At 42.4% G+C, this 20,438-nt stretch carries 18 protein-coding genes; 3 read left to right on the top strand and 15 right to left on the bottom strand.

Annotated features, from left to right (window positions below):
• Positions 1-10: 10 nt before the first annotated feature.
• The 3 genes from BLQ87_RS30765 to BLQ87_RS30775 all read right to left on the bottom strand — a co-directional run bounded on the left by BLQ87_RS30765 (position 11) and on the right by BLQ87_RS30775 (position 2,233).
• Positions 11-754, bottom strand: a complete 744-nt coding sequence (locus BLQ87_RS30765) for a response regulator transcription factor (protein ID WP_074612743.1) — start codon at positions 752-754, stop codon at positions 11-13.
• Positions 755-1,151: 397 nt separating this feature from the next.
• Entirely contained in the window at positions 1,152-1,451 is a 300-nt protein-coding gene (locus BLQ87_RS30770) for a hypothetical protein (RefSeq protein ID WP_074612744.1), read from the bottom strand.
• Between the two features lie 44 nt (positions 1,452-1,495).
• A complete protein-coding gene (locus BLQ87_RS30775) occupies positions 1,496-2,233 on the bottom strand; it encodes a class I SAM-dependent methyltransferase (RefSeq protein ID WP_074612818.1) in 738 nt (245 codons plus the stop codon).
• A gap of 120 nt (positions 2,234-2,353) precedes the next feature.
• Between BLQ87_RS30775 and BLQ87_RS30780 the strand changes: the two genes are divergently transcribed.
• Positions 2,354-2,806 (top strand): hypothetical protein, encoded by a 453-nt coding sequence (locus BLQ87_RS30780; protein WP_074612745.1) that lies wholly within the window; start codon positions 2,354-2,356, stop codon positions 2,804-2,806.
• Between the two features lie 91 nt (positions 2,807-2,897).
• Here the strand turns inward: BLQ87_RS30780 and BLQ87_RS30785 are convergent, their stop codons facing one another.
• A complete protein-coding gene (locus BLQ87_RS30785; RefSeq protein WP_074612746.1) occupies positions 2,898-4,787 on the bottom strand; it encodes a gamma-glutamyltransferase family protein in 1,890 nt (629 codons plus the stop codon).
• A 227-nt stretch (positions 4,788-5,014) separates the two neighbouring features.
• On the opposite strand from BLQ87_RS30785, the gene BLQ87_RS30790 reads away from it, so the two are divergent.
• A complete protein-coding gene (locus BLQ87_RS30790; protein ID WP_074612747.1) occupies positions 5,015-7,405 on the top strand; it encodes an ABC transporter permease in 2,391 nt (796 codons plus the stop codon).
• Between the two features lie 69 nt (positions 7,406-7,474).
• On the opposite strand, the gene BLQ87_RS30795 is transcribed toward BLQ87_RS30790, so the two are convergent.
• The 6 genes from BLQ87_RS30795 to BLQ87_RS30820 all read right to left on the bottom strand — a co-directional run bounded on the left by BLQ87_RS30795 (position 7,475) and on the right by BLQ87_RS30820 (position 13,631).
• Positions 7,475-7,885, bottom strand: a complete 411-nt coding sequence (locus BLQ87_RS30795; protein ID WP_074612748.1) for a nuclear transport factor 2 family protein — start codon at positions 7,883-7,885, stop codon at positions 7,475-7,477.
• 166 nt (positions 7,886-8,051) lie between these two features.
• On the bottom strand, positions 8,052-9,296 hold the full coding sequence (locus BLQ87_RS30800) for an MFS transporter (RefSeq protein ID WP_074612749.1): 1,245 nt from the start codon (positions 9,294-9,296) through the stop codon (positions 8,052-8,054).
• Between the two features lie 124 nt (positions 9,297-9,420).
• Complete coding sequence (locus BLQ87_RS30805; RefSeq protein WP_083362148.1) at positions 9,421-11,253, bottom strand: CocE/NonD family hydrolase; 1,833 nt, start codon at positions 11,251-11,253, stop codon at positions 9,421-9,423.
• A 36-nt stretch (positions 11,254-11,289) separates the two neighbouring features.
• Positions 11,290-12,558 carry an amidohydrolase family protein gene (locus BLQ87_RS30810; protein ID WP_083362149.1) on the bottom strand — a complete coding sequence of 423 codons (1,269 nt, stop codon included), beginning with the start codon at positions 12,556-12,558 and terminating at the stop codon, positions 11,290-11,292.
• Between the two features lie 74 nt (positions 12,559-12,632).
• Positions 12,633-13,292, bottom strand: coding sequence for a hypothetical protein (locus tag BLQ87_RS30815; RefSeq protein ID WP_074612751.1), 660 nt, complete (start codon positions 13,290-13,292; stop codon positions 12,633-12,635).
• Positions 13,293-13,631: a PadR family transcriptional regulator gene (locus BLQ87_RS30820; RefSeq protein WP_074612752.1), complete on the bottom strand. Its 339-nt coding sequence runs from the start codon at positions 13,629-13,631 to the stop codon at positions 13,293-13,295. It lies immediately after the preceding gene.
• 249 nt (positions 13,632-13,880) lie between these two features.
• Between BLQ87_RS30820 and BLQ87_RS30825 the strand changes: the two genes are divergently transcribed.
• The gene (locus BLQ87_RS30825) at positions 13,881-15,476 is read left to right on the top strand and encodes a Na+/H+ antiporter (protein WP_074612753.1); all 1,596 of its coding nucleotides are present in this window, start codon (positions 13,881-13,883) and stop codon (positions 15,474-15,476) included.
• 68 nt (positions 15,477-15,544) lie between these two features.
• Here the strand turns inward: BLQ87_RS30825 and BLQ87_RS30830 are convergent, their stop codons facing one another.
• From BLQ87_RS30830 to BLQ87_RS30850, 5 genes are all read right to left on the bottom strand, one after another.
• Positions 15,545-16,549 carry an AMP-binding protein gene (locus BLQ87_RS30830; RefSeq protein ID WP_083362150.1) on the bottom strand — a complete coding sequence of 335 codons (1,005 nt, stop codon included), beginning with the start codon at positions 16,547-16,549 and terminating at the stop codon, positions 15,545-15,547.
• Positions 16,550-16,765: 216 nt separating this feature from the next.
• Positions 16,766-18,082 (bottom strand): short-chain dehydrogenase, encoded by a 1,317-nt coding sequence (locus BLQ87_RS30835; RefSeq protein WP_074612755.1) that lies wholly within the window; start codon positions 18,080-18,082, stop codon positions 16,766-16,768.
• 97 nt (positions 18,083-18,179) lie between these two features.
• Positions 18,180-19,082: an MBL fold metallo-hydrolase gene (locus tag BLQ87_RS30840; RefSeq protein ID WP_074612756.1), complete on the bottom strand. Its 903-nt coding sequence runs from the start codon at positions 19,080-19,082 to the stop codon at positions 18,180-18,182.
• Positions 19,083-19,098: 16 nt separating this feature from the next.
• Positions 19,099-19,719: a DsbA family protein gene (locus tag BLQ87_RS30845; protein WP_216857888.1), complete on the bottom strand. Its 621-nt coding sequence runs from the start codon at positions 19,717-19,719 to the stop codon at positions 19,099-19,101.
• A 130-nt stretch (positions 19,720-19,849) separates the two neighbouring features.
• A complete protein-coding gene (locus BLQ87_RS30850) occupies positions 19,850-20,431 on the bottom strand; it encodes a Crp/Fnr family transcriptional regulator (RefSeq protein WP_074612821.1) in 582 nt (193 codons plus the stop codon).
• Between the last annotated feature and the right edge of the window lie 7 nt (positions 20,432-20,438).

The following is a 20,438-nucleotide window of genomic DNA, read 5'->3' on the forward strand; positions in this document are numbered from 1 at the left end:
TTTCTTTTGATTAAATGATATGAAATGACATGGCGAATTTCGTAAGCTGACAGAGGTTATTTATTTCCAGCTTTCTAATGATATTCTTCCGGTGATTGTTAACCGTATGCGTAGATATGTACAGGATCATGGAGATCTCACAACTGCTTTTCCCCTCCACAATCAACTTGATGATCTCTTTTTCCCTTTTGCTTAACAATTCAAAGCGGCTATGGTATTTTTGCGCATAATCTGCTTCTTCAAGGCTTTCTGATCCGCAGCCGGAGATGTTCAGCTCAAAAGCATAATGAAACAATATCGGAGAAACTTCTGTTTCAGCGGAGGATGTTTTAGCGGAAGATGTTTCAGCGGAGCAACAAAGCCTGGAGGTCGAGAAGTGCCATTTATAATCCGATTTTTTTGACGGCCTCAAACGTTGAAAAAAGAAATGAACCTTCCAATGCTCCTTTTCCCGGATGGCATCAAACAAGTCCGGTTCGATGACAAGATCATCTTCCGGAGGAAAGAAAAATTCAAAGTAAGCCAGCCAAAGCCGATGTGCTTCTTTATCGTTTTGGTTCAGGAGCCTCGATTCTACTTGATTGGCATAATTACTTACCATTACTTTTTGATTATCTACCAGCACATTTCCAAGAAAGTAATCGCCAATTTCAGTTGCATGAAATTTCTTTTGCATGATCAGGCTAATGACATGATGCATTTGTTCCGGGCAAGTCCCCACCTGCTCAACCGGAATAGAATGTACTAGATTCATAGGGTATGATTCTTTAGTAAGCGTACTGCACAACACCCATGTATTGTAAATTGTTTTTAATTTCTTTTTAAAAATAAATTTGTTTTTAAAACGCAGACAACAGACACATACATCTATATTTCAAGTCATTACATCATAGAATTAAAATCAACCGCTTCCTTAAAACGTTTTACAATCGCCGCTTAGCGAAAATCGGGAGCTCTTTAACTCACATCATCACCAATGCAAATGCGCTAAAACCCAACATGGCCCATGGGGCATTATGAATGGTTCCCAAAATAGATCGGGAGGCTATTGGCAAATTCAGATGCTTCTGTTGCTGTTGCGATCATGTAATTTTGCTCAATGCTTTACCGGCGATAAAATTCCGGATACGCCGGACTGAGAACAGCTTGTTCTATTCCTGATAATCAGTGATGATATAAGTAATTCCATTGCTGTCCAGGTAACTTTTCAGCACTTCCAACCCTGTCCATAGAAAAGAAGCAGCAAACTGACAGATGTAGATTCCATCTATTTCAAATATGACAATCAGGTTGGGCATCTGCCCTTTATTTTCCGGATGTCTGAATTGCCGGTTTTCCTTACCTTGAAAACTATATTTTTTTTCAAAATACGGATTCCGTTCCAGCAGGCCAGCAATCTCCTGAATTTGTCCGGTAGTAAAATCAGCCTTTATTTTATACTCAAAACCCATTTCTTTTAATTTTCGGAAGGAGAATATTTCTCCAATGTGCCTGATTAATGTTCTTTTATTGCGGCGACCATCAAAAAAATCGGCCTGCGTTTTTCATCTTTCATCTCCGGATAAGCGATTAATGTTTCTTCAGCGGGCTTTGGCTCAGAAATCCTTCTCAAACGAAATTGGGAATCGATCAGTGCATTAAAGACCGTTTCCACTGTCCTATGGTATTTAGTAACCGTATGACCGAGAAAACTTGTTCGTCTGATTCCTTCCTCCTGATAATGGTCTAATGGCCAGTGCAAGCGGTTTCCAGCCTCATCTACATACCAGTCCTGCTCAGGCCTGGAGGTAAATACAGGATGTTCCTGTGAAAAAATAAAATGTCCGCCTGGTTTAAGGCAATGGTTTATTTTCCGGCAGATCAGGCTAAAATCTTTCACATAATGAAATGCAAGGGAGCTGATCACGACATCAAACTCCTCCTTAGAAAAGTCGATGTCTTCGATTGCCATCTGACGGTATTCGATATCAAGGCCAACAGATTTATTTTCCGCAGTTTCCAGCATCTTCTCCGAAAGGTCAATTCCAACCACTCTTTTTGCGCCTTGTTGTTTCGCATAGATACAATGCCAGCCAAAACCACAGCCCAGGTCAAGAACTGATTTCCCTTCAAAATCAGGCAGCATTTTTTGCAATACCTGCCATTCCCCTGCAGCATTTAATCCTTCAACAGAACGTGGCATATTGCCATAGCTGACAAAGAAACCGGGATCGTCATATTTATTTTCTTTCATCTTGGATGGGTTAAGGGCTTCAAAAAAGGGAAAGCTTTCAAAATTTAACACTAGCTTTAATAAACAAAGATGCTCATCATTTGTTGAGTATCCATCTATTTATTTAAAACCAAACCCTACATGAAAACAATTCTCAGTTTCACAATTACGCTATTTTCTATGGCATTATTGAGTTGCAACAGTCAAAAGGCCGGAAACAATTCACAACAACAGGTCAATCCGGATGCCAAAGTAATGGTTGGTGGCGACAAAGATGAGCATGGCTGTAAACCTTCTGCCGGTTATCAATGGTCGGCCATAAAACAGGAATGCATACGTCCATTTGAACTATCAGACAAGTTGAAAGACCTGACAGACGATACGATGGCCGCTTTCCTCCTCTTCTCTGAAAATAAAAAACAAGTCGAGATTTTTGCAAAGGACTTTAAAACCCCATTGGTGATTAGCGCTTCCGAAAATGAGGTGTATATCTCCACGGATAAAATTTACAAACTACAAAAGGACGCACAAAATCATTGGGTGCTGTATAAAAATGAAGCTGGGAAAGAAAAAGCAATTCTACAACAGGGCTAAGCACATCTCTAAAAAAACAGGTTTCCTTCGGGAAACAAACCGCCCGCTGAAATTCTCATTTCAGCGGGCGGTTTCGTAAAAAAGATCAGGTTTACCAGGCGATGCCGTAATCTTCACCATGGTTGCTTGATCCGCCCCAGAAACTACCATGTTTCCAGTCGAAATAAATGGCATTGATTGGTCCGCTGGTACGGTCAGAAAAACTTAAGGTATATCCCATTCTCTTTAGCTCTTCCCTTGCGGTGGCTGTAGTATTGCTATTTAACAGAATCTGACCCGGTTTAGGCTTTCGGTCTTCCGTTTTTGTACCTCCCAATGATAACCATAGCTGATTGGTATTGATATTTGCTGCTTCTGAAGCCTGTTGAACATTCATCCCAAACTCCGTCACATTTAAAAAGAATTGCAATAAATTCTGATCCTGCGTATCTCCACCCTGTACAGCTGAAGACAAAAAAGGCTTTCCATCTTTTAATGCAAGTGATGGCGACAGCGTTACCCTTGGTCTTTTTCCCGGGGCAAGAACATTGAAAGGGTTCAATGTGGAATCCAATACAAAGCTTTGCATGCGCTGGCTCATCCCTATTCCTGTTTCACCAGCAATACAAGCCGGAAGCCAGCCACCACTTGGGGTTACAGAGACCACCCAGCCCTCTTTATCAGCCGCTTCTATAGAGGTGGTTCCTGCCCATAACCGTTCATGGTACACCTCCTCCGGCGAATTGTTCAGTTGACCAAGATCGTGCTTAGGCGCAAAATTTCTTTTGTTGGTATCCAGTTCATACCCTCTTTTTTTAAGGAGGTTCAGGTAGGGATTCACCTTACCTTCAAATGGATATGGATTTCCGGGACCGATATCTGGATTGTTTTTATCGAACTGAATCAATTGAGCCCTTTGTTTGGCGTATTCCTTACTCAACAAGCCTTTAATCGGCCCTTTAGGATTGGTTGCAGGGTCGCCATAGTAAAAATCACGGTCTGCGAAGGAAAGGTTCATCGCCTGATATAGGGTATGAATATATTTCGGGCTATTGTAGCCCATTCCTTTAAGGTCAAAATTTTCCAGGATATTTAAAGCCTGTAACATTGCCGGCCCTTGTGTCCATTGCTGTAATTTATAGACATCCACACCTTTATAATTTACGGTCAGGGCTTCTTCTTCCAGGGGCTTCCATCTGGCAAGGTCTTCCATGGTAATCAAGCCTCCCTGCTCCCGGCAACCACGTACAAATTCTTTGGCGATATCACCTTTATAGAAGCGGTCGTAAGCAGCCATTAAAGCTTGTTTCCTATTCTTTCCTTGTTTAAGGGCTGTTTTTTCTGCCTCCACCATTTTAGTTAGCGTGGCTAGTAAATCCTTTTGTACAAAGATCTCCCCTGCTTCCGGAGCTTCTCTTTTTTCTCCCTGATGGGTCAGAAATACCTTTTTACTATAAGGCCACTGTTTGATCAGATCCTTTCCACGTTCCATGCTGTTTGCGGCTTGTGCTTCGATCGGATAACCTGCAGCCATTTCCATTGCCGGGGCAAGTACCTGTTCCAGACTAAGGGTTCCATAATTGATCAGCATATAGATGAGTCCTCCCGGTGTACCCGGTGTAGTCGCGGCCAGGGCACCATATTCCGGGGGGAAGTTATACCCTTTATTTTTAAAGAAATCTACCGTTGCACCCGTTGGTGCCACGCCCATGGCATTAATGGCAATGACCTTTTTAGTTTTAGGATTATAGATCAATACCTGGGTTTCTCCACCCCAGCTTAAGGTATCCCACATCGTGCAGGTTGCAGCGAGCATCGCACAGGCCGCATCAACGGCATTTCCCTTTTTTTGAAAGGTCATTGCCCCTGCTGTGGCCGCTAAAGGTTTACCCGTAATGGCCACCCAGTTGCGGCCATGCAATACTGGCTTTTGCGTTTGTTGTGCAGACAATGGCAATATAGACGCTGCCGAAAGGAACAATGCGGAGAATAAGTGTTTCATAAAAATCTATAAGTACTTAAAATTACTTAATTTTGAAAGAAGCCCAAAGAACAATAACTAGTGGCTTGTCACAATATAGCTACCGGTTGCTGTGCGTTATCGGCCATAAGCTGTCCGCTAATGGACAGTAAAAACAGCCAATACTGTTAATCCGCTTATTTAAAGCACTATAGCAACCCACTTAAAAATGGCATACGATTCGTTTATAGGAAATCAAATCAAGAGCTATGTTTAGATTAAACTTTAAAATTGCCTTCAGAAATCTATGGAAAAATAAGGGATACGCCTTTATCAATATCCTTGGATTGTCTATTGGCATGATGAGCTGTATCCTTATTTTCATTTTTATCCGTCATCAGTTGAGTTTTGATAGTGGTTATAAAAACGAAGACCGTATCTATCGTTTTGTGACCGACTGGAAGTACAACAGTTTTGAAGATCATAGCCAGGGCATTCCTGTTCCGCTCCCTGATGCTGCAAGGAATGAGTTTGCTGCATTCGAAAAGGTAGCTCCCATTACAAAAAGTAACGGTGTGGTCCGCATTAAAGATGAGTATGGAAAGGATATCGTAAAGATGTCGAAAGAAGTGTACTATACAGAACCTGATTTTTTCGATATTTTCGACATTGCCTGGATCTCCGGCAAGCCGAAGGAGGCCATCAAGGCACCCAATACCGTGGTACTTTCTGAAAGTACGGCGAAGCTTTTTTTCGGGACTGCAGAAAAAGCAATGGGCAAAAGCATCTTTTTGGGCAGAAAAACCATTCTGAAGGTTACCGGCGTATTTAAGGACCTTCCCGGGAACAGCAGCTTTACTTTAAATATAGTGGTCAGTAATGCCAATAATCCAAATAAAAAATGGGCCGCATGGGATTCCGTAAGTTCAAATATAGAATGTTATGTTTTGCTGAAAGCCGGAGTCTCCCTTTCTGACCTGGACCAACCCCTGCAGCAATTCAACGATAAATACTATAAACGTAAAAATATAGCAGGCAATCAAACGAATGCATTGCAAGCCTTAAAGGACATTCATTTTAGCGATCGATATGGCAATTTTGCCGAGCGGACCGTCACCAAAAAGGAAATTTATGGATTGGCCATCATTGGTTTGTTTCTGATCCTCACTGCCTGCATCAATTTCATTAACCTGGCCACTGCACAGGCGATCAACAGGTCTAAGGAAGTGGGTGTCCGTAAAGTGATGGGCAGTAAGCGCAAGCAGCTGGTCCTTCAGTTCCTGACGGAAACCTTCTGCATCACTTTCCTGGCTCTGCTCATTGCCTGTGTTTTAACAGAATTTGCCTTACCTCAGATGGAGCAATTGTTTAAAGCCAGGATGTCTTTCAGCCTGCTTGAACATCCTGTAATTTTCGTCTTCCTTCTTTTGCTGGTGGCTTTGGTTAGCTTGCTTGCCGGATTCTACCCCGCACTGGTGATGTCTGGTTTTAGCCCGGCACTGGCCATAAAAAATAAAGTGACCGTCAATTCCGGAAGCCTGAGCCTGCGCAAGGTGCTCGTAGTAGTACAATTTTCAATTACCATCATCCTTGTGATTTCCACCTTAATCATCTTACAGCAGATGAAATATATCAGAGAAAAACCGCTGGGCTTTAATAAAGAAGCAGTTGCGATGATTTATGTACCTGGAGATAGTCTGAGTATGGGGAAATTCGATACGTTCAAAGAAAGGGCTTTACGGATCCCGGGGGTAAAAATGCTGAGTTTTGGACAGAAAGCCCCTTTGTCTATGGATATGCAAACCACTAATTTCTCTTACAACGGAAAAGAGAATAAGGATTTTGAGCTCCGGCTGTATGCAGCCGATGAAGATTACTTTAAGCTTTTTGAGCTGAAATTTGTGGCCGGAAAAGCCTTCCGAAAAAGCGATACGATTTCCGGCTATGTGGTCAATCAAACCTTCCTGAAAAAAATCAATGTATTAAAACCTGAAGATGTTTTGGGCAAAATCATTGATCAAAATGGTAGAAAAGCAGCGATTGTAGGGGTTTTAAAGGACTTCAACGACCAGAGCCTGCAGCAAAGCATTTCTCCGCTGGCCATTTATAGCGAAAAAGACAACTATTACAGGATCGCCGTCAAGATAGATGGCAAGCAGGTATTGAACACGATGGAAAAGGTGGAAAACTTATGGAACAGCACTTTTCCGGAGCAGGTTTATCATGCCCAGTTTATAGACGATGCCATTCATGGTTATTATGAGAATGAGCGTGTGATGGGGATTTTGTTTCGCGTCTTCGCCGGAGTGATCATTTTTATCTCTTTCATCGGCTTGTTCGGACTGATTTCTTTTGTCGCCTCGCAAAGAACAAAAGAAGTCGCCATCAGAAAGGTATTGGGCGCCTCTACCCTGGAAGTGGTTAAAATGCTCAACAGTTCCTTTCTGATCATGGTATTTATCGCCAATCTGCTCGCCTGGCCCCTTGCTTATTTATTTGTATCCAAATGGTTGTCCGGTTTTGCGTACCGCACAGAAATCAGCATCTGGCCTTTTGTATTGGCGATGTTGACCTCGATGCTGCTGACCCTGATTACGGTCAGCATCCGGTCCTATAAAGCAGCCGTAACCAACACCATCGATGCACTTAAATATGAATAGTAGTTTACCGTTTTAACGGGAAGGAAAACCAGTCTGTGCGCCAGGCAAAGACCGGCAACCAAAACTAAATTACAACCGACGCTCAGATTCGTCAATTGGGAGGTCATTAATACTGGCATAACGTTTTTCCATTAAGCCATCTTCATTGAACTCCCAATTTTCATTTCCATAAGCCCTGAACCACTGTCCCTGTTTGTCCTGCCATTCGTATTCAAACCGCACGGCGATTCTGTTGTCGGTATAAGCCCACAATTCCTTTTTCAGCTTATAATTCAGCTCTTTTTCCCATTTCTCTTTCAGGAATTCCTGAGCTGCTTTACGCCCGTTTACAAACGTAGAACGGTTTCTCCATTCTGTATCCAGCGAATACGCCAGAGAGATTCGTTCAGGATCCTGTGAATTCCAGGCATCTTCAGCAAGTTGAACCTTTTGAACCGCTGTTTCAAAGGTAAATGGCGGTACCGGATATTTCTTTTCCATGATGTTTTGTTATTTATTTAAGACAAAAATACAGGAGAAGCTCCAGCTTTAAAAACGATTAAAAGCGATACAAGGAATCACAATTAATGATTCAACGAACGAGTTAGCAGTTCAGTGAAGAAATCTTGGCTCAGTGAAAGAATCAGTAATTCAACAAGGAAGGCTATTAGTTTTGATGAAGCGCTGCTGCCTCCTGTAATCTCTTTTCTTTCGCCTTGCGGAGAAAACGGAAGAGCAAAAAGCCAATTAACAAGGTAATAAAGCCCTGTATCATCACAGTATCCGGTGTTCCGATCAATTGAGATAATGTTCCGATCAACAGCCCACCCAGGGGTTGCATTCCAAAAAACGCCATCGCATAAAAGCTAATCACCCTTCCCCGCATTGCCGGATCTACGGTAGTCTGAATGAGCGTATTGCTGATCGTGATCTGCGACATCATCCCGAAACCAGATATTGCGGCAAAGACCAGTGCGACCGGATAATAAGTGCTGTGCGAAAATAAAACCAGTCCGGCGCCAAAGATGAGGGTACTGATAGCCAGGATTCTCCTCAGGTTCCTGCCGGGTTTAAGAGAGGCCAGAAAAATTGCCCCGGAAAAAGCACCGAGTCCAATCACACTGTCGATCACGCCAAATGTAGACGCTGTGCCTTTAAAGATGTCTTTTGCGTACACCGGAATCAGGGTACTAAATGGCAAAACAAACAGGCTGATCAATGCCAGCATCATGAGCACATAAGAGATAGAAGGTGTTTTTCTGATGTATTGAAAGCCTTCTTTAAGTTCTCCAAAAATGTTCTTTGGATGAGCTGCCGCTGTAAATTTTGGCAGCCTCATCATCAATAAAGAGCCGATTACCGCAATAAAACTGAAGGCATTTAGCCCAAAGCAAATGTCTTCTCCAAATTTCTCGAGAGCAAGTCCGGCCAGTCCGGGTCCGATCAACCGGGAAAGGTTCACCATAGAAGAATTCAAAGCCAGTGCATTGGGCAGGTCGGCTTTATTTTCTACCATTTCATATACCAAAGATTGTCTTGCCGGTACATCGAAAGCGTTAATGATTCCCAGCATGGCACTTAAAGCAATGATTTCCCAAACGGAATAGTCTTTAAAGAAAATCAGCAAAGTCAGGAGTACTGCCTGCAGCATCGAAGCCACCTGAGTAAGCAGCAAGAGCTTATAGCGGTTATAACGGTCTGCCGCTACCCCACCCAGAAAAGAAAACACAAATGATGGAAATAAGCTGGCAAAGAGCGTCAGTCCAAGCATAAAATTAGAATGCGTTTTCTCGTAAATCACCCAGCTGACTGCCGTTTTTTGCATCCAGGTCCCAATCAGGGAGACGGATTGTCCGGTAAAATATAATCGGTAATTGCGACTCTTAAATGCGTTGAAAGTACTTATATCCATAATGATTTGCCCCTGAAGGACCGAAAGAATTCCGATAATGACGGAGCAAAAATCGTCGCAGAAATTGAGCCAGAATCCCGGGTTTAGGAAAGATCATGAAATTATTACTGTTAATTAATGATGATCATTGTTTTACAATGGGCAATGTGATGCTGGAAGGGTATTGTTTTGAAGTGTAAATCCTTTGTGTTGCTTTTTGATAATCATTCGCTGTGGCTTTAAAAATATTAAGCACAAAGCGTTGGGGATTACGGTCGTACAGCGGAAACCAGCTACTTTGAACCTGCACCATGATTTTATGCCCCTTTTTAAAAACATGATTAATTTGGTGAAGATCAATCGAATACTGCGCCACTTTATTTGGTACAATGGCTTCTGGCTTTTGAAAGCTATTGCGGTACCTGCCTCTTAAAATTTCGCTCGCGATCATCAGCTCATATCCCCCCATTGTTGGTTCGGACTTGTAATCTTCAGGATAAACATCAATCAATTTGACAATCCAGTCTGCATCTGTTCCGGAAGTAGCCGCGTATAGATTTGCCAATATCTTTCCCGAAACAGCAATATCCTGATCAAGCGGATCTGTTTCAAAACTAACCACATCAGGTCTGTCTTTTACAAAACGCTGGTCTTCAGTCAACCATGAACTCCAACGCGAACCTCGTTGAAAGGTAGCCTCGATAGGTCGGGGACGATAAGGAACAGGATGTGCCGGATCGGACACGTAAGCAACATATTGGTTTGCAGGTTCCTGAGGTGTTTCAAATGAGAGCTTTCCACAGCCATGAAAATAAATATTTTTGGCCATGACACCAGCAACAGGCCATTCTGAATACGTTTTCCAGGTATTGCTTCCAGTTTGGTAAGTAATCGCTTTTGGAAACCGGCCTTCCCCTTTTCCTTTCAGGTAATAAGCAAACCAGGGTGCCTGAATTTCTGTACGGAATTTATCACTTGTGGGGCTGCCGAATTTGATATTACCCAGTTGATCACCTGCCCAATAAGCCCATTGCCCATGATTCCAGGGACCAATAACAATGGTGTTTTTATTACCTGCTCCCTTTTTCTCCAGTGTTTCATAGATCTTTAACGGGCCATAAAAATCCTCCTGGTCCCACCATCCGGCAACATTCATTACTTGCACATGCGAGGTGTCCAATTGATTCGATACCGCCTGCTTCTGCCAGAACGCATCGTAATCCGGATGTTGTATAAAGTTATTCCATGTTGGGAGCTGATGATGAACATACTTTTCATTGATATTGGACAAAGGGCCTAATTTTAAATACCAGTCGTAAGTGTCATAAATTGGAAATGAAAACGTGGTATCGGTTTTGGCGGCTTCCTGACTAAATACATATTCAAATCCGTAGCTCAACCTAAATGCCCCGTTATGATGAAAATCATCCCCCATATACATATCTGCCGGAGAGGCCTGCTCAGAAACGGCTACCAGTGCAGGATGAGGTTTTACGGCGCCCATTATTGCTGTCCATCCATCATATGAAATGCCATACATGCCTACTTTCCCGTTGTTGTTCTTTATATTTTTTAACAGCCAATCGATCGTATCATAGGCATCAGTAGATTCATCAATTTCCTTGCTTCCCTTAGGATGACTTGATCGCATCATTTGATATGTCCCCTCCGACTTATGCCTGCCACGGATATCCTGATTCACGAAGATATACCCCTCCTTAGCCATAGGCATTACATAATCATTTTTACCAGGTTCTATAAACTGATGAGCGCCGTAAGGTGTCCGGGTTAATAAGAAAGGTAGCTTTTCCAGAATTGCCGCAGGGCGATAGATGATGGTACGAAGCCTGGCTCCGTCACGCATACTGATCATTACTTCCTCTCGGATATACGACAGGCCTTGACTTTCCTGTGCCTTAACAAAAAGGTAAAAACTTAATAATGGTATGATCAGAAGAAACCGATATTGCTTTATCATTGATTTGAGCTGTTGTCTTTCTACAAGACAACACTACTAATGAAATGTTGCAGGAAAATAAACCTTTCCATCAATGATGGTCGTTTCAACGCTCCGGATATGACGGATATCCTTCATAGGATTTTTGCTCAGAATGATCAGGTCGGCCGATTTCCCCACCTCTACTGTTCCCCAGCTATCCTGTTCGTTAAAAAACATGGAAGGAGTAACTGTGGCCGATTGCAGAATTTTAAAATTACCAATTCCGGCAAGAGACCAGTTCCACATTTCTTCATGCATATTAAAACCGTTCATTTGAAAACTATTTCCGGCATCACTGCCTGCCAGCAACAAACACCCCTTATCGCTGAGTTTTTTTAACAATTGCTGTTTTCTGGCGAAAATAGCCAGGCCGGCTTCTTTTCCGGCAAGCACCTTCTCTTTTCCTTTTTTCTCTATTTCTGCAGCATATTCCTTTTCCCATTTGTCCCGGTATTGCTTTGGCGAACTGGCATAAGTCAGCCTTTTTTTATAATCATCCGGATACTGTAAATTCATGGAGAAAAGGTCCCAATCCAATGTCGGACAGTTATAAACCGCCTTATCCTTTGTCAGACTGATCATTTTTTCCAATTGAGTTTCATCGGAGATGCCATCATATCCTGCCAGATGTTCTATGCTTTTATAACCGGAGTTCAGTACTTTTTCCAAACTTACCGCCCTTGGAAAATGCCCGCAAACGGTGACCTTATTTTTGTTTGCAGATTTCATCAGGTTGTCAAAGGTTTCTTCATCAGCCAGGCTCAAAAGCTTGATAAAGCTGATCCCGTTCTTTTTCATGTCCATCATCAGGCTATCAAATTGACTTACGCTATAGCGAATGTCTTTTCGGATGAGCTGACTGTAATGAAGCTTTGGACTGATCAGGTCAGGCGATTTTTTTAATCGTTCCCGGATGGCAACCTGTGAGGTGCCGGAGTTCATGATCCGGATGTGGGTAACCCCCGCTGCCACGTTTTCCAGCAGTAAGGTATCGACCTGCCCTTCTGCCGGAAAATGACTGTGCATTTCAGCCAGACCGGGCATTAAAAATTTGCCCTCTGCGGAAATCACCTTTACCCCTTTGGCAGGCCGCAGGTTTTTGAAATCATCAATCCGGACGATTTTTCCTTTTTGGATCAAAACACTTCGCTTTATGAGCAGGTTTGAATCCCTCATAGAGAGAATATTGACATCTTTAATGATCAGGTCATGAGCTTGCTGTGCAAATGTATGGCAGGTCAGTGCCATCAGTACAAAAGAGAGGAGCGATAATTTCAGTTTCATATTTTTCTATTTCATTATCCGGGGGGAACAGCAGTCCTGAGTTTGATTCAAAATCTTCATGTTGATACCCCAGACTAAGCAAATACCTTTATTTTTTTCTTATAAAATGCATGGAAAGACCTGATGTAAATACTGCTAAAATAATATAAAACCAGGCAAATGACTGTTCTCGTATAATTAGTAATGTCAAAAAGGCGCTGAGGGCTTAAAAGCAACAAGTAAAACGCCGTGCTCAGAAAACAACCATATAATCCAATCCTAAGTAAAAATACATTTTTCATAGATGGCTTGACTAAACTTCTGTTTACAAAATAGGTTCTATATAGATAGACCAGAATTGGGTAAAGCGCAGCAAAAAACATCGCATAGATCAAAAAAACAGGATTAAAGACACCGTATGTCATTTGAGAATAAAATACCAAGCATAAACACAGCAATGAAATGTTGTCGAACGATTTGAAAGCGCTGAGTTTGCTAAACGTTTCTTTCATTAATAATCCGCCAGAGCTAAGGTTCAGTTCTTCCAGACTAATGGCTTCATTCTTTAGGATTTGCTCATGCCCCCCGAAATTGTCATTTACAAGCTCAGGAATAAGTCGCGAATCGAATGGTCCTTCCCTTTCTTCCAGAATACTCAGCACATGATCATATAGCTCATCATAAGTTTCCTGATACCTGGTCAGGGTAAAGAGGTATTGGCTTACTTCTGTTAGTTCTTCTTTGCTTAGTTTCATCTAGTATGACGGTTTAAGGTTTAACAGCAATTGGAGATTTTGAATAAAATCCCTGGCTTCCTGCAATTTATTCAGGACTTCTGCTTTACCATCCTTTGATAACGCATAGTATTTTCTCAGCCTATTGTCTACGATCTCCGTCGAAGTTTCCAATAAGCCTGCCGCTTCTAATTTATGTAATGCAGGATATAAAGCCCCTTCTTTTAATAACAACTCTCCTTGCGTAACAGACTTCACCTTCTGGGTAATTTCATAACCGTACATACGTTCATTCTCAGATAAGAGATGGAGAATGATGGTCTGTAGCGTTCCTTTAAATAATTCATTACTGATTGCCATAGTTCAAATATAGTATTTATTTACATACATAGCATTCTTATGTATATAAATAAATACCTATCCTATATTTGCCCATATTCCAATGCAACAAGAGGAAATATGGAAGTGGTCCTTAGTGATCCAGGTACCAGAAAAAGAAATGATCCCGGAGGCTGGCTCTCATGAAGAATTGCTGGAACAAAAAGGCCTGTACTATGCCATGTGGCGGCAACAAGTTGGAGAAAGGAAGTGATTTTTTAACTTTGCGAAATGATACATGCGAACCTCCTCCTGATCCTTGCTTTATTTTTTGCAATGGCACTCCTTTACCTGCTAAGCCAACGATGGAAAATCTCCTACCCCATTTTCCTGGTTATCGGCGGGCTAGGCATCAGTTTTATTCCCGGTATCCCTCCAATAAATATAGATCCTGACATTGTATTTCTCATTTTCCTTCCTCCTTTGCTTTTTGAAGCAGCCTGGTATACTTCATGGAATGAATTCTGGAAATGGAAAAGATCGATCCTCTTACTCGGTTTTGGACTGGTCCTGATTACCTCCCTTGCGATTGCCTATTTCTCCGTTAGCATTATTCCCGGGTTTACCCTTGCCTTAGGTTTTCTGCTTGGCGGAATCATTTCCCCTCCGGATGCCGTAGCCGCAACTTCCGTGCTAAAAGGTGTAGACATGCCAAAACGAGGATTAACCATGCTGGAAGGCGAAAGTCTGGTCAACGATGCTGCTTCATTAACGGTATTCCGCTTTGCTTTGGCTTGTATCCTTACCGGGCAGTTTGTATTTCAAAAAGCGGCAACAGATTTTATCATTCTCGCCGTAATGGGCGTCGTTGTCGGACTGGCAATTGCACATATTCTTTACCTCGTACTTCGGTATTGGGCAAAATCATCCAGCATCACCACACCAATTACGCTGATTGCACCATACCTGATGTATATTGTGGCAGAACAATTCCACTGGTCGGGCGTGCTGGCGGTCGTGAGTGGTGGTCTGTTCCTTTCTTTCCGTTCCAATGATTTCTTAAATTACCATACCCGTCTGCAGACTAAAGAAGTATGGGCTACGGTTGGCTTTTTACTCAACGGATTTGTTTTTATCCTCATTGGCCTGGAATTACCAGTTATTGTGGAGGGTCTGGAGGGTTATTCCATAGATGAGGCAATTAACTATGCCTTAATCATCAGTGCAATCGTGATCATCGCCAGGATCATTCTCGTATACCTGGTGACCTTTATTCCAAGGTTAAGCCGAAAAATAAGGCAACGTGAAAAGAGTCCCGGCCTGAAACTGCCATTCATTATTGGCTGGGCAGGCATGCGCGGTGTAGTTTCCCTGGCTTCAGCTTTGGCCATTCCACTTACTTTAAGCAACGGAGCAGCATTTCCACACCGGAACCTGATTTTGTTCATCACCTTCATTGTCATCCTGATTACCCTGGTCTTTCAGGGACTCACCTTACCTATTTTCCTTAAACTGTTAAAAGTGGAAGAAATAGACGACCATGTTCCTTTTGATCAGCAAAAAGAAGCCATTCACCTGTTGTTGGCTAAGGAAGCTGTTCTATACCTGGACAACAAATACAGTAAAGAAATGGCTGATTTTGAAACGATCCGGAGGATCAAAGAGCAAATGGAACGCAGCATCAGGGCCACAGAACAAACTGTTGCCGAGCAAAAACAACAGGTCGCTTCCGTACGAAAGCTGTATAAAAAAATCATGCTGGACCTCACTACCTTCAGAAGGAAAGAACTGAATAAACTCAGGGCGACTAAAAAATACGATGATGAGGTGCTCAGAGATATGGAAAATAACCTGGATCTGGAAGAAGCACGTTTTTACAAACATTAAAGCACCTCAGCCAACAACCTCACTGTTCCTGGAAAAAGCCCCGGAACAGCGAGTGCTGAATCTTCATATTATGATATAGATATATCAAGATATCTAAAACAAGTATCCAGCAGCTGATAAGGAAGTTCCGCTGTTAGTCCGGGTTCTGACTGCGTCCCGCTTGTAAACAAATATTTTAAACTTAAACCTGTCTGAAACTTATGATGGGTAATTATGGAAGGAACCAATACAGAAGGGACATAACCATGCGTGATCTGATGGAGGCTAAAAAAATTCAGCAAAGCCCGGGCATCCATTCTTTCTTCCTCACCCGCGATGTGTAAGGAGCAACCACAAGTCAGCGCTGACCAGATTTCCCAGGCTGAAATGTCAGAGGACAGACCTGCAACTAAACTGAGCCGGCAATTTTCGTCCAGTCCAAATTTATGGTTATGCCAGCTCACCAGGTGCTGAATAGATTCATGCTCTACCATTTCCCTCCCAGGCTTCCCGGTAACTCCGGAAGTATACATCACATAAGCCAATGAGTTTTCGTCCGGATAAACGGCTATCGGATCTGCAGGATATTCGTTTAGATCGGAAAGCTGGTCCAGGAAAAGTAACTTCGTTTCCTGATCCAGATCTGAACCGAGATTCCGGTTGGCAATAACCAGCTTCGCCTCCGTATGGGCTATGATAAAGGAGATGCGTTTCGGCGGATAAACCGGATCAATGGGAACATAAGCCGCCCCCGCTTTTAAAATGCCAAGAACAGCAACCAACCATTCAATAGACCGGTCCATGCATACCGGCACCAACTGCCCTGTACCTATTCCTCGGCCCAGAAGGCAATTTGCCACCTGATTACTGCTATGATCCAGTTCTTTATAACTCAGCCAGTCTGCTCCAAAAAATACCGCCGGATTTTCCGGATAACGATAGACCTGTTTTTCAAATAAGGAGACCAGGCCCTCTTCCATTGGATAGCCTGTATCATTAAATAAATTCAGGATTTCACGTGTTTCTTCCATACTCAGTTGCAAATTGGAAGATTCAGTAGCCGCTTTTCTTTGAGGTGATTGTTGACTAGACATACTGATCTATCTTTAATGGTAAAAAATCACTAATAATAAATCTATCGGCATTTAATCCCTTATCACGAAAATACTTTATATTTCAGTATACGCTATCACAACCAACAGATCAACTTCAAATTAACCATTCCTTTTTGTTTTTCTTATACAAGCGCCTTTTTATTCAAAAAATGAACAAAATGATTGAAATTGTAATTGTGAATAAAAAAAATATGGCTATTTAATAAAGTCTGTTACTTTATCCAAAAGCTTTCCTCCTTTATCTTTTAATGACTTCCCCTGATCGGTAATCGTCTGCGTGCTCGTCATATTTTGCATCCCGGCACTGATGGCCTTAAATTGAGCAATGGTTGCAAGAATCTCTTCCGCATGACTTACCTTATTCTCTTTTAACAGCTTCTCCCAATCCACCTTTGCTAAAACAGCCATGACGTACCTGGTGGCGATCTTACTGATGAAAAACTTATCGTAGATCCCATTAAGTTTAGCATCAGGTTCACGCGTTTTCAGGTAATCAATCGATTCCTGAACAGAAGCCTTCTCACTATCCGTCAGCAAAGCACTGGTTTTAAGCTTGGTAAGCGATGCAATGGCCTCCTTCTTTTTCCCTCTTTTTAGATATACAAAGCTCTCTATGCTCCATACTGTTTCATTCTGGATACCCAATTTATGGGCATCCTCCAGAAAGGATTCAAAATCATCCAGTGCCCTTTCCTCATCCACCGCTCTTTCCATCATCAAACGGTCAAACCCTCTGAAAAGATGATTCAGCCCATGAAAGGCAGTATGTGTCTGTTCGTTATTGAGTTTACCCCAATTAAAAAAGGCCCTGGTATACGGAAGGTCTACTTCTTTATTTTTCTCCAGCCATTTGATGTTGTTACTGATCTCATCCTCCGACAAATAATAGAACCTATTGGAGAAGAACAAAAAGCCACGTACGTACTGAAGCAAAGTTTTCATTTCACTATCCGGTAATTTATCCGGCTGTGTTTTACTGCATTCATACAAAGAAACTTCGGCCCCTAAATCCCGGGTGGCCAGCACAAGCACGCTTAAAACTGCATGTTCTATATTTTGCAGGTAAACTTTATCTGCTTCAGAGCGTTTCGCAACGGCTTTCACAAAGTTTTGTTTCTCCTCAGGCGAACCATAAACCGTGGCTACACCATCGAGCACAGGAGGAAAGATGTCCTCATCTGTTTCTATGATAAAGTTTTTAATCCTGCGGTAATCCCGGTACATGAGGATCATGTCCGTAACCGGAATGTCCTTTTGTCCCGCCGACATTTTGGAAAGATTGCCGGTTACTGATTGTAATTCCTTGGAGTGCTGCTGATATTGCGGCATTGTCGTATCCTGCACTCCTGCCGAACGCAGTCCGATTTTCCCGAACTTCCAAACAATTATTTTATCAGAAGTAAGACTTTTAACTAATGATAAACGGTCTTTTTCGAGCAATACTTGATCTGTCTGTTCGCTTGAACATCCAAGTGCTAAAACAATAAGAGATAAGGCAATATATTTTTTCATATCCGGATTCTTCTATTTTCGTACGACATTTCATTGCTCCGGAGCCAGGTGCTTTGAAATGTCGCAGATATTTTGAGGTGAATCTAGGAAAAATACTTTACCATTTCATCTCGCCGGTATTCACTTTTGCACCGAGCTGCAATGCAATTTCAAATGTGGCATCCGGATAACGTTTTTTCATGGCGTCAATCAGCTCTGCGGAAGTTTTTACTTTCCCCAACTCTTCTGCATAAGCTTTGAGGTAAGCCTTGTCGTACTTCAACGATTCGATGTTTAATGCGGCGCCATCTCTATGGTGTGCAGGAATAATGATTGCCGGTTTCAGGGATTCAATTTTATCCAGTGCAGTTAACCATTCCTGGCGCTTTTCAGCCGAAGCATCGTCGGCAAGCCATAAATGAAAACCGGTACCGAAAATATTAATTCCGCCAACCACTGCTTTGATCGAGGGAATCCAAACAAAGCTCCGTTGGGCAGCACCTTCCACACTGACGATCTCCAGCTTATTGCCTTCCAGATCCAGGCTGTTTCCTTTCAATACCTGTGGCAATACCACATTCTTTGTCCCATTGTCTCCTAATTGTGGTCCCCATATATCCAGTTTCTTCTGAGCAGTTTCTTTAATGTGTGCTACCGTTGTTTCGGTCGCATAAACCGTTACTCCCGGGAAATAACTTTTGAAAACTTCCAGTCCGAAGTAAAAATCAGGATCGCCATAGCTCACGAAGATGGCTTTTAACGTTTTGCCGCTTGCTTTGATTTCTTCCGCTACCTTTTTGGCATCAGGCAATGTAAACTGGGCATCTACCAATATCACATCGGTTTCACCACTAATGATCACTGAGGCGACACCGAAACTGGTCTCAGCAGCATGGTACACGTTAAGTTTTAACGGACCAGCATCAATCGCTTTAAATGTTTGTGCTGTTGCATTCATGTTTAACAGGATTAAAAGGAATAAAATGGTTGTTGAAAGTATAGTGTATGGTTGTCTTTTCATGATTTCTAATAAATAATTATACTAAACTGGTTTCAATGCGGCTGAAAATCTCCTCCAGGGAAGAATAGCCTTGTTCTATAAGCAAGATTTCTGATCCGGTATCCAACAATAAAGTCGGATAGGACATGGCATAATCTGCTGCTTTCGCAAAAGCTTCCTGAGTGGCTGTTTTCATTTCCGGACTATGAAAGTGTTTGAAAAACAGGTCCTTTTCAATTCCCAATGCATCCAGGATCTCCTGATAAGTCAGGTCCAGATTCAGGTCTTTGCCATAGAAATACCGTTCTTTTTGTACCGCAGCAGCAAAAGCAACGTTCTTTTCCGGCCAGAACTGCTGTACGGTCACGATGGCCCTGGATGGAACCTCACTATCCAATACCACTTCATCCTGACTGATAAACTTAAAATAAGCGTCTCCAAATGCGGTCCCGGTAAGGTTTGCAATTTGCTGGTCGTGTTTCATAAAATAGGCGGCCATTTGTTTGCTTTGTTTACGGACATTCTGCCCTGCCCACATTCCTGCGGGAATGATTTCAAATGGAATGCTGTCTTTATACCTTTCGGCGGTCTGCAAAGTATTCCCGTAATTTCCGTAGCACCATCCGCAAAGCGGATCCATCACATATATGAGTTTCATTATTTTTTGGTTTTGCTTTCCAGCGGTCAAATGGGCCCCCTGATGTGGGGTTTCCTATGCGCTGATCATTAGGACAGCAAAATTAGAACACCTGAAGCCGGGAAAAGTTGAACTAGTTCAAAAAAGAAATTTACCTCAGCTTAGATAGCTTTTTTCTGATCTTACTGAGGAATTCGTGGGAGATGCCAAGATAAGAGGCAACCTGGAGTTGCGTGAGGCGCTGTTCCAGTTGCGGATATTTCTCTATGAACTCGATATAGCGCTCATCGGCAGTCTTTCCCAGTGCAGAAATCATTCTTCTTTGCAAGGCGACATGCGTTTTCTGTGTCATGATGCGGAAAAGCTTTTCTACCATAGGGATTTGTTCATAGAGTGCTTCTTTATAAGGCTGGGTAATCAGGAGCACTTCACTGTCTTCCAGCGCTTCAATATTTAAAATTGAGGGCGTATTATTCGTAAAACTGTCAATATCGGTGATCCACCAGTCCTCGATGGCAAAATATAAAATCCGTTCCTGCCCTTGTTCGTCGAGGTAATACACCCTTAAACAACCTTTAATCACGAAGCCTTCAAATTTGCAAATCTGCCCTGCCCGCAGGAGAAACTGTTTTTTTGCTATTTTCCGATGATAAAAAGGCTTGGTAAACTGTTCAAAATCCGCATCGGAAATCGAAAGATGTTTTTCAATATTTTTACGGAGTAGCTCAAACATGTTCCTA

The sequence above is a fragment of the Pedobacter steynii genome (assembly GCF_900103665.1).
In the GTDB taxonomy this organism is placed as follows: Bacteria; Bacteroidota; Bacteroidia; order Sphingobacteriales; family Sphingobacteriaceae; genus Pedobacter; species Pedobacter steynii.

Excerpts from the sequence above, each read along its gene's own strand:
- BLQ87_RS30765 (WP_074612743.1), bottom strand. The coding sequence starts at position 754 with ATGAATCTAGTACATTCTATTCCGGTTGAGCAGGTGGGGACTTGCCCG.
- BLQ87_RS30770 (WP_074612744.1), bottom strand. The coding sequence starts at position 1,451 with ATGGGTTTTGAGTATAAAATAAAGGCTGATTTTACTACCGGACAAATT.
- BLQ87_RS30775 (WP_074612818.1), bottom strand. The coding sequence starts at position 2,233 with ATGAAAGAAAATAAATATGACGATCCCGGTTTCTTTGTCAGCTATGGC.
- BLQ87_RS30780 (WP_074612745.1), top strand. The coding sequence starts at position 2,354 with ATGAAAACAATTCTCAGTTTCACAATTACGCTATTTTCTATGGCATTA.
- BLQ87_RS30785 (WP_074612746.1), bottom strand. The coding sequence starts at position 4,787 with ATGAAACACTTATTCTCCGCATTGTTCCTTTCGGCAGCGTCTATATTG.
- BLQ87_RS30790 (WP_074612747.1), top strand. The coding sequence starts at position 5,015 with ATGTTTAGATTAAACTTTAAAATTGCCTTCAGAAATCTATGGAAAAAT.
- BLQ87_RS30795 (WP_074612748.1), bottom strand. The coding sequence starts at position 7,885 with ATGGAAAAGAAATATCCGGTACCGCCATTTACCTTTGAAACAGCGGTT.
- BLQ87_RS30800 (WP_074612749.1), bottom strand. The coding sequence starts at position 9,296 with ATGGATATAAGTACTTTCAACGCATTTAAGAGTCGCAATTACCGATTA.
- BLQ87_RS30805 (WP_083362148.1), bottom strand. The coding sequence starts at position 11,253 with ATGATAAAGCAATATCGGTTTCTTCTGATCATACCATTATTAAGTTTT.
- BLQ87_RS30810 (WP_083362149.1), bottom strand. The coding sequence starts at position 12,558 with ATGAAACTGAAATTATCGCTCCTCTCTTTTGTACTGATGGCACTGACC.
- BLQ87_RS30815 (WP_074612751.1), bottom strand. The coding sequence starts at position 13,292 with ATGAAACTAAGCAAAGAAGAACTAACAGAAGTAAGCCAATACCTCTTT.
- BLQ87_RS30820 (WP_074612752.1), bottom strand. The coding sequence starts at position 13,631 with ATGGCAATCAGTAATGAATTATTTAAAGGAACGCTACAGACCATCATT.
- BLQ87_RS30825 (WP_074612753.1), top strand. The coding sequence starts at position 13,881 with ATGATACATGCGAACCTCCTCCTGATCCTTGCTTTATTTTTTGCAATG.
- BLQ87_RS30830 (WP_083362150.1), bottom strand. The coding sequence starts at position 16,549 with ATGTCTAGTCAACAATCACCTCAAAGAAAAGCGGCTACTGAATCTTCC.
- BLQ87_RS30835 (WP_074612755.1), bottom strand. The coding sequence starts at position 18,082 with ATGAAAAAATATATTGCCTTATCTCTTATTGTTTTAGCACTTGGATGT.
- BLQ87_RS30840 (WP_074612756.1), bottom strand. The coding sequence starts at position 19,082 with ATGAAAAGACAACCATACACTATACTTTCAACAACCATTTTATTCCTT.
- BLQ87_RS30845 (WP_216857888.1), bottom strand. The coding sequence starts at position 19,719 with ATGAAACTCATATATGTGATGGATCCGCTTTGCGGATGGTGCTACGGA.
- BLQ87_RS30850 (WP_074612821.1), bottom strand. The coding sequence starts at position 20,431 with ATGTTTGAGCTACTCCGTAAAAATATTGAAAAACATCTTTCGATTTCC.